Genomic DNA, 14,023 nt, shown 5'->3' with positions numbered 1-14,023 from the left:
ATTTTCTCAAGCTTAGGTAAAGTGATAACTGAAAAATAAAATTATGGAGGCTCATACATGACACACGTTCGCTTTGATTACTCGAAGGCCCTCTCCTTTTTTGGAGAACATGAAATTACATATTTACGTGATGCTGTAAAAGTGGCCCATCATTCTCTTCACGAGGGTACAGGGGCTGGAAATGACTTTTTAGGCTGGATTGAACTGCCAACCAACTATGACAAGGAAGAATTCTCACGAATCCAGAAATCTGCAGAGAAGATTAAATCTGATTCAGATGTTCTGCTTGTAATCGGTATTGGCGGATCATATCTTGGTGCAAGGGCTGCTATTGACATGCTTTCTCACAGCTTTTACAATGCACTTCCAAAAGAAAAACGCAGCAATCCACAGATCATTTTTGTCGGAAACAGCATTAGCTCCACTTATATGAGAGATGTAATGGACTTACTTGATGGAAAAGACTTTTCTATTAACGTCATCTCGAAATCAGGAACAACTACAGAGCCAGCGATTGCCTTCCGTATTTTCCGTAAGCTTCTTGAAGAGAAATATGGTGTAGAAGAAGCGCGTAAACGTATTTATGCGACTACAGACAAAGCAAGAGGTGCTCTTAAGACTTTAGCGACAGAAGAAGGTTACGAGTCCTTTGTGATTCCGGATGATGTCGGCGGACGTTATTCCGTTTTAACAGCTGTAGGTCTTTTACCAATTGCTGTATCTGGTGCAGATATTGAAAAGATGATGGAAGGTGCTCGTCAAGCCCAAAACGACTTCGGCCATTCTGAAATTGAAGAGAATCCTGCCTATCAATATGCTGCGGTAAGAAATGTCCTTTACAATAAAGGAAAAACGATTGAAATGCTGATTAATTATGAACCAGGCTTACAGTACTTTAATGAATGGTGGAAGCAATTGTTTGGTGAAAGTGAAGGGAAAGACCAAAAAGGTATTTACCCATCTTCAGCTAACTACTCAACTGACCTTCACTCATTGGGACAATATGTTCAAGAAGGAAGACGCGATTTATTTGAAACAGTTGTGAAGGTAGACAAGCCTCGCCATGAGTTATCCATTGAAGCCTTTGAAAATGATTTAGATGGTCTTAATTACTTAGAAGGAAAAACCATCGACTTTGTTAATAACAAAGCATTTGAAGGCACCATGCTTGCTCATACAGACGGCGGTGTACCAAACTTAATTGTTTCAATCCCTGAAATGGACGAGTATTCATTTGGTTACCTCGTTTACTTCTTTGAAAAAGCATGTGCGATGAGCGGCTATCTTCTTGGCGTGAACCCATTTGACCAGCCTGGCGTTGAAGCATACAAGGTCAATATGTTTGCCCTATTAGGCAAACCTGGCTTTGAAGAAAAGAAAGCAGAACTTGAGAAAAGATTATAAACAGAAAAGCGGTAGCGGCTTGTCCAGGGGCGACAGGCATAAGACGAGCTGGCGAGAAGGCTGCTCTTTAGCCTTCTTGACGGATTGACCTAAATGTGGAGGCGACTGTTCTGGGACGAAGGTATAAGACGCACTCTGCAAGAAGGCGCTTTTTGCCTTCTTCAGGGGGTGGCTTATAACTCGAGTCCCAAGGAGGCGCAACTGGATAAGCTTATGACCCCGAGCCCCTAGCCGCTGGAGCCAGACAATCTTCAAAGCCTTTTAAATATAAATTATTTTTAAGAGAGTGCTGATGCCATTTTGCATCAGCACTCTTTTGTTTGGGGAAACTAACGCTATCAAAAAGGGGGGAATTTATATATGTTTGAAATTCAATCCAAAATCGAAGGAAAACAATTTGACCTGTATAAGCTTGAGCAAAAATTAAAGCCAATCGGCTATACGATTGGCGGGAATTGGGATTATGATCATGGTGCATTCGACTATAAACTGAATGACGAAGAAAGTTATCAGTTTTTAAGGGTGCCATTTACGGCTGTTGATGGCGAGCTCGATAGCAAAGGATGTACGGTTGAAATCGGCAGACCGTTCCTATTGTCTCATCAATATGAATACGGAATTGATGAGCATGGCGATACCGGTAACTTTTCGGCTACCTTAAATCAATTTCAAGCACCAATTGATTCGGATGCCGATATTCCAACTCAATATATCGACAGGGGAAAAAGGTTAGTGGCCAATTTAGAAAGCGTCCTTTTAACTACCCAGTAACTATTTAAATGTCAGTAATTTGTCATTTTCTTCAATTTCAAAAGAGTTGGGGGGATTTAGAATCGTTTCATCCCCTCTTTTTAATCCGATTAATAAACATCCGTCCTCAATCAGTTCAACACCAATTTCCCTGAAGCTCCTTCCGATATCCGCTCTTTTTACGGAATTAGTGAAGAGCCTGCTTTCTTGCAGTTGATTAATTACATTTAATAATAGTCCATCTCCATTGGAATGGAGGCTGTTAATCATAAAGACACTTGTTAATTTATTGGATTGGATTACCTCATCTGCTCCTGCGCGTCTTGCATTGATTACTTGCTCCGCGGTTAAGATTTCAATGATACATTTTACTTGTGGACATAGGCCCTTAATCGTAAGTAATGTTAAGATGCTGTTCATATCTGCTTGAAGTTCATCGTTCCCCCGGTCAGCTGTAATGAGTACTTTTTCCGCATTTTCAATATCACTTTTCATAATGGTATCATCCATATGGCCTTTACCTTGGATAAAATGGACAAATCTCGATTTAACGGGATTTGCTTCAAGTGTCTCATCAATTAAGATGATCATTTGCTGATCATTTGTTCTGGTTAGCTTATGAATTAATTCTTTTGACCGCTCGTTCCATCCGATGATAATGATATGACCAGCCCCTTTAAAAGGAATTTTTCCTTCTGAAAGGGCATCTTGTTTGGTAACAGCCGCAGCAGCCAATGTCCCAAAATAGGAGGACACAAAAGCCACGCCAAATAGGATTAATAGTAAGGCAGTTACTCTGCCAAAGAATGAATGTGGCACATAATCACCATATCCAACGGTGGATGCCGTAATAATCGCCCACCAAATCCCATCAAAGATGGTTGGGAAGGTATCAGGCTCTAAAAAGTGTATCGTAATCCCAAATGTAAGAAAGACCAATAAAGCCATCATTAGGATGCGTACTAGAAGCGGTAAGCGTAAAAAGCCTATATAAACTCTGTTTGGCATCACCGGCACCTCGTTTCTATATTAACTATTATGGTCAAAAGTAGGGAGTCTCATAATCTTTTACCACTTCAGAAGTATATTTAAAAAATCGCCGTTTTTTTGTTTTTTGGAATAAATTTCAACCCTTCGGTAAATTTTAAAATGGAAGAACTCTTGAACATAGGGGTGTAGAAGAGTGGTTATTGAAACGAAAAAGGAGCGCAGCTTAATCCTTTTCGCTTTAATTGTGATTGCGGTCTATCTCTCTCCACTATTTATTTTGCAGGAAAATGCCCATATCCGGGTTCATGATAATCTGGACTCAAATTTAGCTTGGTATAAGGTATTAGCAAGAAGTGGGGAAATGTTTGGCAGCGTTAATGCCGTCATTCCGCAAATTATTAATGGACAATTATCGAGAAATGCTTTTGGGACGGAATATAGTGTGATTGTCTGGTTATATGCGCTCTTTCCGACAATGATTGCCTACGGATTAAGCCAAGCACTCACAAGGATTGTTGCTTTCTTTGGAATGTATTTATTGCTTAAAGACCACCTAATGCCAGGTAATAAATGGCTTGTCATAAAAATTGGCAGTGCACTTGCTTTTGCTCTAACCCCTTTTTGGCCGTCAGGGATGCTAAGCACACTAGGCATGCCAATAGCGCTATGGGCATTTCTCAATATTCGGAAGCATGAAGATACATGGAAAGACTATTTTGTGCTGACACTACTTCCTTTGTACGCAAGCATTGTATTAGGCTTTTTCTTTTTTCTAAGCGCGATGGGGGTTTTTTGGCTATGGGATGTTTTACGCGGAAAGGGATGGAACCTGCGCTTTTTATTTGCGATTAGTTACATGACGGGTATTTTTATGCTGGTGGAATATCGGCTTATTTATTCTTTTTTGTTTTCCTCTGAACCTAATAGCCGTGATGAATACTTCCATGCCCAACTTCCATTTTGGAGAGCCGTTCGGCTTTTTTTGAAAAACTATTTACTGGGACACACGCATGTAATGACTGTACATACCCTCATTATTCTGCCGGCAACCTTAATGGCGATCTATATCGTGTTTACCAAAAAGCTTTGGGAGCAGGAAAAGCTTTATGTCTTTTTATTTGGATTAAATATGTTCCTGTCGTTATGGTATGCCTTTTGGTTTTATGAGGGCTGGCTGCCATTAACAAAAATCTTTCACTTTATGGATACCTTTAATTTTGCCCGCTACCATTTCTTAAGACCAATGGTGATCTATGCAAGCTTTGCCCTTGCTTTAAAAATTATTGCCGTCCATGGGTTCGATGGGATCAAAATAGCCAAATGGCTGATCGTTTCGCAAATTGTTTTTTTGGGTTTATTGAATGATGAAATCATCTACCGGGAGAAGCCAACGGTTAAGGAGTTTTTTGCGGAAGACTTGTTTACCGAAATAAAGGATTATATCGGTCAAAATCCCGAAGAATACCGTGTGGCTAGTATCGGACTCCATCCTGCCATTTCTCAATACAACGGTTTTTATACGATTGATACCTATAACAATTTTTATCCATTAAGCTATAAACATCAGTTTAGAAAAATAATCGCAAAGGAATTATCAAAAAATAAAACAATCCAAAAATACTATGACAAGTGGGGCGGACGCTGTTACCTTTTTACAGCCCAGCTTGGGAAAAGATATATGATTAAGAAGGATTCAAAACGGCACTTAAAAAATCTTCAGCTAAATACGGAAGTTTTTAAGGAGATGGGCGGCCGATATATCTTTTCAAGCCTTCCAATTGACAATGCCAGCCAGAACAAGCTTTTACTTGAAAGGGTATTCTCTTCAAAAAATTCAGCCTGGAAGATTTATTTATACAAAACCATGTAAGCAGCGAGGGGATTATAAATGATAGAACCAGTCCTTACCATTGTTGTACCATGCTATAACGAGGAAGAAGTTTTACCAGACACCATTGAACAGCTCGGGGGGCAGCTAAAAGAACTGATCGATGATGAGCTTGTTTCAAAACAAAGTAAAATCTTATTTGTTGATGACGGCAGTAAGGATCGAACATGGGAGCTAATTTATAAGGAGGGGCTTCGCAATGACTATGTCCGCGGCCTGAAGTTATCGCGGAATGTTGGCCATCAAAATGCCTTGCTGGCCGGGTTATTCACTGCAAAGCAGCATTCTGATTGTGTGATTTCGATTGATGCGGACCTCCAGGATGATATCCGGGTTATTCGTGAATTTATTGTCAGGTTCCATCAGGGCTATGAAATTGTTTATGGTGTCCGCAAAGGGAGAGAGACGGATACGCTATTTAAGCGAAGCACAGCACAAGGGTTTTACAAACTAATGAAAAAAATGGGTGTTGACCTTGTTTATAATCATGCTGATTTTCGGCTGTTAAGCAAACGTGCTGTCCAAGAACTCGAGCGATTCAATGAGGTTAATTTATTTTTAAGGGGTATTGTTCCATTACTAGGTTTTCGTTCCGATGTTGTTTACTATGACCGCTTAGAACGACAGGCAGGAGAAACAAAGTACCCTTTAAAGAAGATGCTTGGGTTTGCCTTCGATGGAATTACATCCTTTTCTGTTTCTCCCATCCGCTTTGTATTAATAATAGGATTCGTATCCTTTTTCATGAGTTTGCTTTTTGGAGGATATTTCTTATTCCTTAAATTTTTTGGTACAACCCAAACTGGATGGACGTCCTTAATTACCTCGATCTGGTTAATTGGCGGCCTGCAGTTGATTGCCATCGGATTGATAGGAGAATATGTTGGGAAAATTTATAAGGAAACCAAGCACAGGCCTAAATTTATTGTTGAAATTGACTCCTATTCTTTACCTGTACCAAGGCATCACTTGCTTACTCAGCCGCTAGATGAGGGCGGACTTAGTTTCGACTTTAGGAAGGTGTCTGAATCAAATAAGTAATGTTTAAAACGGTGGGCTTTCTATTAAATGAGGAAAGCTCTTTTTTCTATTTTTTAGTTGTACAACCCTCTCCTTTTGAATACACATGGATAGACAGGCATCTATCCATTGCTTTGGGGGGAGAGGTATTAATGAATGTATTTTTGAGCTATATACTGTTGGGGTTATCGCTAGCCGCTCCAATTGGGCCCATTAATGCGGCACAAATTGATCGGGGGATTAGAAATGGCTTTATGCACTCATGGCTTATTGGGGTAGGGGCCGTGGTGGCTGATGGAATTTATATGCTTGTTGTTTACATAGGTGTGGTTCAATTCCTAGAGACCGCTTTTATGCAAACCTTCCTGTGGTTCTTTGGCTGTTTTGTCCTGATGTATACAGGAATCGAAACCTTTATGAATGCCGGAAAAATAAATCTACAACAGGCACGAGGCAAAGAACCGCTTTATAAATCATTTTTTTCGGGTTTTTTGATGTCAATTTCCAACCCCTTAACCATCCTTTTTTGGTTGGGGATTTATGGATCCGTCCTTGCTAAAACGGCTGCTACCTATGAAGCAAGCCAATTAATTCTTTATAGCAGTGCCATTTTCATTGGGCTGCTGATCTGGGATATTACGATGGCAGGTGTAGCGAGCAGCTTCCGCAAATTCTTAACGTCCCACTTACTAGTCGTTATATCGTGTCTATCCGGCATATCATTGATTGGTTTTGGAATTTACTTTGGCATGCAAGCGTTTTATAATCTATTTGGATAATCAAAAAGTCAGCCATTGGAAGCTGACTTTTTTATATTAGTATTACCTTGTAGACACATCTAGCTCCAGCGCCTGATCAAGGCGCTTCCGCTTTAGGCCGTTGGCCAAGGCTTGAGAACTTTACTCTTGCTTTTTTCTTTGGTCTTTTCTTTTCTCCATTTAAAACTGAGGATAAAGGTAATAATCCCGATGACCCCGATAAAGGCTAAACTAATAAAGAAGCCAGGCCTGCTAGTGTCATGAAATAAGGTTCCGCTCACAGCAATTAAAATAAACAAAGCTCCGATCGTATACATGATTTTTTCCTTTAGCTTTAATTCTAAAATCTTTCTTGAGGATGCAAGAATAAACAGCCAATTATAAAGAAGCATTAATCCTGCCGCTGTTGTAACCCACTCATAAATTTTATCCGGCAGTACCAAGGCCGAGACGATCGATGCTGTGATTCCGAGCATGGTAATGATCAAAGTCCATAAGGGAACCTTAAGTTTCCCTTTTTTTGCAAAACAAGCAGGAGCATCCTCCTCTTCGCCAAGCGTTTCTAATACGCTGGTCACTCCATATAAAGAGGCGGTCATCGTTGAAAAGCCCGCGATTATAAGCGCGGCATTAAAGAAATGTGGGATAAAAGGCAGATGGTATGCATTTAAGGCGACAACAAAGGTGCTTTCCTTTGTATTAAATTCATTCCATGAAACCATCATAACGGCTAAACCAATCGACAATACATAAATAAACATGAGGGTAAACAGCATGACTTTCCCAGCTTTCGGTGCTTCACTTGGATCCTTTAATTTCGTCGCCATTAAACCTAAAATTTCGATCCCGCCAAACGCATAAAAGGCAAAAATAACGGCAGACCACAAGCCAATCGTCCCATGCGGTATTATTTCATTGGCACTATTCGGAAACCGTATCGGACGGTCACCCTCAATTACACCAAAGAGCGCCAGTAGTGCGATGACAATAAACATTGTTATCGCAGATATTTTTAAAATAGCCAAAATATTTTCTAGCCTATTTAGCACTTTTACCCCGATTAATATAATGGTTAAGCCTAAAACCGCATAGATGGCGGTAAATATCCATAAGGGGATGTTTGGAAACCAGAAGCGTGAAAAAATGGACAGTGCTGTTAATTGGCTTCCCATGATAAGCACTTCTGATGACCAATATACCCAGCCGCTGCTAAAGCCTGCCCACCGTCCGTAAGCTTTCTTGGCATATGACCTAAAACCGCCCTTTAAGGGCTCTTGTGAGGTCATTTTGGACAGAGCATCATAGACAAAATAAGTACCAAGCGCAGCAATTAAAAACGCAAGCAAAATAGCGGGCCCAGCCATTTTAATGGCAAGACCAGAGCCTAGGAAGAAGCCTGTTCCAATTGTACAGCCCACTCCAAATAGTGACAACTGCCACCATTTCATATTGTTTTTTTCTTTCGCACCTGACTTAGATTTACTCATTTTATTCTCCTTTGTATCGAAACATTGCTGATATTAAAAAGGCTGGGAGGCAGTCCGCCCAACCTTGAAGCTTCCTTATGGGGAGGGAGGCATTTACAGATTACGCCCTGTTGCACCTGGTGATTTATCTGTAATGGATTGATTATTATATTCACGATCATTGAGGCCGGGCTGTTGATTTTGGTCGCTTCCGAGATACTTTCCTTGGTGTTCCTGCTGAACTTTTCTAAATTTATCAAAGTTTTCATTAACCATTTGAAATCCCCTCTTTTCTCTTCATTTTCACCTTATCACTCTTAAGATACACGACAGACTAAAACTTATTCGATTGCTCCCTGAAAAACCAAAGGGAAATTTATTGGAATTAAATTTTTATTACATAATCAACCATGAAAAAAATGAAAATATAAAGGAACAGTAAATAATAAAACCTAGTTGGTGAAATAAATAGTTAAATTGCGTTTTCTGAAAGGGGTAATAACATGTTATCGACACAGCAGTTAGCTGAGTTACGGTTACAATTGTTAAAGGAAAAAAGTGAAATAGAGGAACGATTCGACCAGAACGACCATTTCGGATTTGAACGCGGACATTATCACGAGTCAATGGGGGAGTTATCGAGTTATGATAACCATCCTGCTGATGAAGGAACAGACCTTTTTGAACGTGAAAAGGATAATGCTCTCCTTGAGCACGAGAAATTACAGTTATATAATATCAATCGCGCCCTTGAGGCGATGGAAAAGGGAACATACGGAAAATGTGAGGTTTGCGGTAAGGACATACCAACAGAAAGGTTAGAAGCACTGCCAAATACAACGTATTGTATCGAGCATAGCCCGGACCAAGTTACCTCCCATGACCGGCCAATTGAAGAAGGCGTCCTAATGCCTCCATTTGGTAAGTTCGATATGGATGAATCTGATGAAAATGTGGCCTTTGATGCGGAGGATTCCTGGCAGGCAGTAGCGGAGTGGGGAACATCTGATACACCTTCTGACCTTGCTTTTCCTAAAGACCACTATAACGACACATACAATGAATCCGAAGAAAGTATTGGTTATGTAGAAGCCTATGAAAACTTTGTTGGAAATGATATGTATGGTAACAATATAACGGTTTATCCGAATGCTCAGCATGAAAAATACGAGGCTGCCCTCGACGAAGAAGGAATTATGACAAGTTACGGGGATTTACCTGGTTATGAACATGACCCATATGTTGAGGATGATAAGTGATAGCTAAAAAAAGAAAACAGCTTTCAAATGAGAGCTGTTTTCCTACTTCAAAAGAAAAGAAAGTATAAAGTTTTGACTTAGTTATTTGTCCAGCTCCAGGCGCCATCGGCTCGAGGTCACAAGCCAATCCGTCCAAAAGGTTAAAGAACAACCTTTCGGCCGGCTCGTCTTGTGCTTGTCGCCGATAGGCAGGCGCCTTACGCTTTTCTACTTTATTCGAAACCTTTTCTAGGGATTGGAATGTCTTTGCCATTGACATCATCAATAACGGCGCCAATTTCTCCTTCTGTATAGGTATCGCTCACTTGCTCGTGAGAAGTAGCAATGCCAGAAGATAGGTCGTCACTTTCTTTGTAGTAGCTTGGATGATAAAAACTGCCTGCAAGTTCTTTTTTAGGGTTTGCTTTCTTATGTTCCACCTTAGTAACCTCCCTTTTTAGATTATGGTACAACCGTATTTTTTCTTATTTCACATTAATTACTCCTAAAAATTTTAGAAAGGGGAATGAGCGATGAAACAAAAAAATGAATTTCCATCACGTGAAGAGCTTGATCAGGCCTTCCATTATCTACATGATCAAATCAATCGGATTTCTGTCGTGGAAGAAGTGGAGATGCTAAAGCAAGAAAAAGACGGGTTAGAAGATTAAGGGCATACTTTTTGCCCTTAATCAACATTGTTTAAATCACACAAGAGTTTTTCTCTAGACCCATCTAGGTCCTTTTTGATATGATTTTTGAGGCAAGTCTGCTTATACTTAACAAGGAAACAGGTCAAAGTCAGCCAAGACGGGTTCAATTGACGTTTTTAGTAGATAAGAAGGTATAAAAGTTTTTGACTTTGAGAACTGTCTAGCTCCAGCGCCTAGCCCCTCGATGGTCTACAGCCAATCCGTCCAAAAGGTCAAAAAGCAACCTTTCGGCCGGCTCGTCTTATGCTTGTCGGGGCTGACCAAGGCGCTTGCGCTTTTCTTAATTTAAAGGTGGTTTCATTATGGTAATGAGAGAAGCTCTGGCTAAAAAAGTAGCCTGGATTAGTGTGATTAGTAATATCATCCTAACCCTCGGAAAGATTGTGATTGGCTGGTACGGACATAGTGATGCCGTCTTTGCAGATGGTATTCACTCGGCAGCGGATGTATTTGCATCTGTAATTGTCTTACTTGTAATCAAAATTGCTAATAAACCGGCCGATAAGGAACATCCATATGGACATGGAAAAGCTGAGGTCATTGTATCGGAAATCATCGGGTTTCTCCTTCTATTAGTTGCCATTTATGTGGCTTACGAAGGGATCAGCGGTTTCTTTCATAAGGTGGAATCACCAAGTCTGTTAGCGATGTGGGTGGCCCTTTTTTCGTTTATTACAAAGATCATCCTCTATCGAAGTTCGTTAAAAGTGGCGAATGAAAATAATAGTAAAGCAATTGAAGCGATTGCCTTTGACCATAAAGCGGATATTGTAGCATCCATTGCAGCCGCTATAGGGGTTCTTCTTTCCATCATTGGAGAGCGGATGGATATTCACTTTTTACTATATGGTGACAAGGCAGCCAGTGTTTTTGTAGCCTATTTAATTTTTAAAATTGCGAAAGAAATGTTGACTGAAGCATTTGATATTTTATTAGAGCGTAATATCGACACGGAAACATTGCAGGATTATATAACGGTAATAAAGGATTTCCCAGAAGTTCGCAGGATTGACCGAGTAAGAGCCAGAGAGCATGGCCATTATGTTTTAGTCGACGTTCGCATTGCCATTGATCATTTTAAGACCATAAAAGAAGGACATGACTTGGCAAAATCAATAAAACTTGCACTGATGGACCAAAATGACAATATTCATGAAGTATTAATCCATCTGAATCCATATTTTCCTGAAGACAAATAATTCCTGAAAAAAACTCCTTTGTACTTTGTAGCATTTGGGTTTATGATAGGATAGGATATAAAAAGTGAGGGAGTTGATATTTTTGAGTTATTCCGTAGACCCGGACCCAAGTAGGCGGGAGGAAGTCAATGTAATCTTAGAATTGATGAAATTGAATATCAGAATATCAACTCTTAAAAAGGTTGTTGGCTTCCTCGATTAAAGTAAAGAGGAGGTTTTGCCATGTTAGAAATTTTTAAAAGCACCGATGCAAGGGTACTTGAACAGGTTGACGTTGTCTCAAAAGGCTGCTGGGTCAATATGTATGCCCCAACAGCAGAAGAAATAAATAAGGTTTCAAATGATGCTCAGGTTGATGTAGATATTATAAAAGATGCCCTGGATGATGAAGAACGTCCGAGGATTGAACGGGATGACGGCCGAGTCTATATTATCGTCGATTTTCCCTATATTATCCACGATGAAACAGGTCTAGCTGTGTATGAAACCATTCCAATTGGCATCATTTTAACTGAAGATAATATTATTACCGTTTCATTAAAAGATTCACCGATTATTGACGAGTTCCGAAAAAATCGGGTGAAGGAATTCTTTACCTTTAAAAAGACACGCTTTGCCCTGCAAATACTGTTTGTGATTTCATCTTATTATCTTCGTTATCTAAAGCAAATTAATAAGAAAACAAACGAAATTGAACGTGAAGTACACCAGTCTTTAAAAAATAAAGAGCTCTATGCCTTTCTAGCTTTAGAGAAAAGTTTAGTTTACTTTACCACATCCTTAAAATCGAATAAGGTTGTCCTTGATAAAATCTTGCGTTTTAATTACTTAAAAATGTATGAGGAAGATAAGGACCTATTAGAAGACGTAATTATCGAAAAAACTCAGGCAATTGAGATGGCGGAGACGTACCGTTCGATTTTGTCAGGGATGATGAATGCTTTCGCTTCGATCATTTCTAATAACCTGAACATCGTCATGAAGTTTTTAACGTCGATTACGATTATCTTATCCTTCCCAACGATGGTGGCAAGTTTTTATGGGATGAATGTCGATATTCCTTTTCAGCACGCGACCCATTCGTATGCCATCCCGTTAGTGATCTCGGCATTTTTAACGAGTTTAACCGCGTTTATTTTTTGGAAAAAGAAATATTTCTAGATTACCAGTCTTTAATTAGGCTGGTTTTTTTCATTTTTTAAAAATTTTCCCAACTTTTTTTCTAATATTGATAGACAGGTCCGAATATAATTTAGCGCTAGTGACTTGTTCTGTACTTTTTAGAAAGGGGAGTTTGGATGAGAAAAAAGAAAACCATAGGTGCAACCATTATGAGTGTGGTAATGGGGGTCTCCTTGTTTGCAACAGGGGCATTTGGTCAGCAGGTGAATTCCAATGAAACATACCGTGTCCTTATTAAAGGTCCCGCTTCTGAAAAGGCGAAGGCAAAAGCAAGCTACGGTGTCCGCTGGGAATTCGCAGCTAATGGTTTTACAACCACGGTCAATGCTCAAGCATACCAAGCACTCCTCCATAACAAAAATTTAACGATTGAAAAAGTTCCTGAGGTTCAATTAGCTGTTGTAAATGAAGCGGCTGCAAAGCAGGGTGGAACTTTAGTGACTGCTCCTAGTGACCGAACCCCATGGGGAATACAGGCCATCTATAATGATTCAGCCATTGCCAGTACTTCCGGGGGCAGCGGCATTGTCGTAGCTGTGCTTGATACAGGGGTGAATCGAAACCATCCTGATTTATCTAACAATGTGGCACAATGTCAGGACTTTTCGCAAATGAAGGTATCCTGGGTAGATGGAAGCTGTTCAGATGGAAATGGCCACGGTACTCATGTTTCGGGGACAGTCTTAGCGAATGGCGGAAACGGTACGGGGATTTATGGTGTAGCACCAGAAGCAAAATTGTGGTCGTATAAAGTATTAAATGATCGTGGCAGCGGCTATTCTGATGACATTGCAGCGGCAATTAGGAAGGTAGCCGATCAAGCAGCAGGTAAAAAGGTGATTATTTCTATGTCACTTGGTTCGAGCACGAAGGATTCGCTCATCTCTGACGCTGTGGACTATGCCTATGGAAAAGGGGTCCTGATTGTGGCAGCGGCCGGTAATGATGGTTCTGCGGATAATACCATTGGTTACCCGGGGGCATTACCGAATGTTGTGGCTGTAGCTGCACTCGAGAATGTTCAGGAAAATGGGACTTATCGAATCGCAGATTTCTCTTCTCGAGGTAATTCAGCTACAGATGGTGACTATGTCATTCAAGAACGGGACGTGGAGGTGTCTGCACCAGGCAGAGCAATCGAATCAACCTGGAAGGACGGCGGGTATAACACGATTAGTGGTACATCGATGGCAACCCCGCATATCTCCGGCCTTGCAGCAAAGATTTGGGCTGCCAATTCGTCATGGTCCAATGCACAGATACGGGCAGAACTCCAGAATAGGGCAAAATCTTATGATATAAAGGGCGGCATAAGTTCTGCAACAGGTGATGATAATGCATCAGGTTTTGGTTTCCCTAGAGTAAAGTAATGTTGATGGGCCATCCGAACAAGCTTTTCGGGTGGCTGTTTAAGT

At 40.4% G+C, this 14,023-nt stretch carries 14 protein-coding genes; 10 read left to right on the top strand and 4 right to left on the bottom strand.

Annotated features, from left to right (window positions below):
- Positions 1-57: 57 nt before the first annotated feature.
- Together AAHB15_RS13050 and AAHB15_RS13045 are read left to right on the top strand one after the other, a co-directional pair.
- Positions 58-1,404, top strand: a complete 1,347-nt coding sequence (locus AAHB15_RS13050) for a glucose-6-phosphate isomerase (protein ID WP_144566385.1) — start codon at positions 58-60, stop codon at positions 1,402-1,404.
- Positions 1,405-1,764: 360 nt separating this feature from the next.
- Positions 1,765-2,175 (top strand): YugN-like family protein, encoded by a 411-nt coding sequence (locus AAHB15_RS13045; protein ID WP_335571971.1) that lies wholly within the window; start codon positions 1,765-1,767, stop codon positions 2,173-2,175.
- On the opposite strand, the gene AAHB15_RS13040 is transcribed toward AAHB15_RS13045, so the two are convergent.
- Positions 2,176-3,162: a potassium channel family protein gene (locus AAHB15_RS13040; protein WP_335571972.1), complete on the bottom strand. Its 987-nt coding sequence runs from the start codon at positions 3,160-3,162 to the stop codon at positions 2,176-2,178.
- Between the two features lie 175 nt (positions 3,163-3,337).
- Between AAHB15_RS13040 and AAHB15_RS13035 the strand changes: the two genes are divergently transcribed.
- From AAHB15_RS13035 to AAHB15_RS13025, 3 genes are all read left to right on the top strand, one after another.
- Complete coding sequence (locus AAHB15_RS13035) at positions 3,338-5,014, top strand: DUF6044 family protein (protein ID WP_342042562.1); 1,677 nt, start codon at positions 3,338-3,340, stop codon at positions 5,012-5,014.
- 18 nt (positions 5,015-5,032) lie between these two features.
- Positions 5,033-6,073, top strand: a complete 1,041-nt coding sequence (locus tag AAHB15_RS13030) for a glycosyltransferase family 2 protein (RefSeq protein WP_342042561.1) — start codon at positions 5,033-5,035, stop codon at positions 6,071-6,073.
- A 131-nt stretch (positions 6,074-6,204) separates the two neighbouring features.
- Positions 6,205-6,831, top strand: a complete 627-nt coding sequence (locus AAHB15_RS13025; protein ID WP_342042560.1) for a LysE family transporter — start codon at positions 6,205-6,207, stop codon at positions 6,829-6,831.
- A gap of 92 nt (positions 6,832-6,923) precedes the next feature.
- On the opposite strand, the gene AAHB15_RS13020 is transcribed toward AAHB15_RS13025, so the two are convergent.
- A complete protein-coding gene (locus AAHB15_RS13020; RefSeq protein WP_335571975.1) occupies positions 6,924-8,297 on the bottom strand; it encodes an amino acid permease in 1,374 nt (457 codons plus the stop codon).
- Between the two features lie 93 nt (positions 8,298-8,390).
- On the bottom strand, positions 8,391-8,552 hold the full coding sequence (locus tag AAHB15_RS13015) for a hypothetical protein (RefSeq protein WP_186446513.1): 162 nt from the start codon (positions 8,550-8,552) through the stop codon (positions 8,391-8,393).
- Positions 8,553-8,779: 227 nt separating this feature from the next.
- On the opposite strand from AAHB15_RS13015, the gene AAHB15_RS13010 reads away from it, so the two are divergent.
- Positions 8,780-9,535 carry a yteA family sporulation protein gene (locus AAHB15_RS13010; RefSeq protein ID WP_342042559.1) on the top strand — a complete coding sequence of 252 codons (756 nt, stop codon included), beginning with the start codon at positions 8,780-8,782 and terminating at the stop codon, positions 9,533-9,535.
- 212 nt (positions 9,536-9,747) lie between these two features.
- Here AAHB15_RS13010 and AAHB15_RS13005 read toward each other — a convergent pair whose 3' ends face one another.
- Positions 9,748-9,954, bottom strand: a complete 207-nt coding sequence (locus AAHB15_RS13005; RefSeq protein ID WP_098532010.1) for a YozQ family protein — start codon at positions 9,952-9,954, stop codon at positions 9,748-9,750.
- A gap of 93 nt (positions 9,955-10,047) precedes the next feature.
- Between AAHB15_RS13005 and AAHB15_RS13000 the strand changes: the two genes are divergently transcribed.
- The 4 genes from AAHB15_RS13000 to AAHB15_RS12985 all read left to right on the top strand — a co-directional run bounded on the left by AAHB15_RS13000 (position 10,048) and on the right by AAHB15_RS12985 (position 13,978).
- Positions 10,048-10,185: a hypothetical protein gene (locus AAHB15_RS13000; protein WP_342042558.1), complete on the top strand. Its 138-nt coding sequence runs from the start codon at positions 10,048-10,050 to the stop codon at positions 10,183-10,185.
- A 344-nt stretch (positions 10,186-10,529) separates the two neighbouring features.
- The gene (locus tag AAHB15_RS12995) at positions 10,530-11,426 is read left to right on the top strand and encodes a cation diffusion facilitator family transporter (RefSeq protein ID WP_342042557.1); all 897 of its coding nucleotides are present in this window, start codon (positions 10,530-10,532) and stop codon (positions 11,424-11,426) included.
- A 222-nt stretch (positions 11,427-11,648) separates the two neighbouring features.
- Positions 11,649-12,587, top strand: coding sequence for a magnesium transporter CorA family protein (locus tag AAHB15_RS12990; RefSeq protein ID WP_335571978.1), 939 nt, complete (start codon positions 11,649-11,651; stop codon positions 12,585-12,587).
- A gap of 137 nt (positions 12,588-12,724) precedes the next feature.
- Positions 12,725-13,978 carry a S8 family peptidase gene (locus AAHB15_RS12985; protein WP_342042556.1) on the top strand — a complete coding sequence of 418 codons (1,254 nt, stop codon included), beginning with the start codon at positions 12,725-12,727 and terminating at the stop codon, positions 13,976-13,978.
- Positions 13,979-14,023: the final 45 nt, after the last annotated feature.

Origin of the sequence: Bacillus sp. OTU2372 (assembly GCF_038440275.1) — a bacterium.
GTDB classification, from domain to species: domain Bacteria; phylum Bacillota; class Bacilli; order Bacillales; family Cytobacillaceae; genus Neobacillus; species Neobacillus bataviensis_B.
Note: the sequence above shows the minus strand (reverse complement) of the source record. Positions and strands in the feature narration are given on the sequence as shown.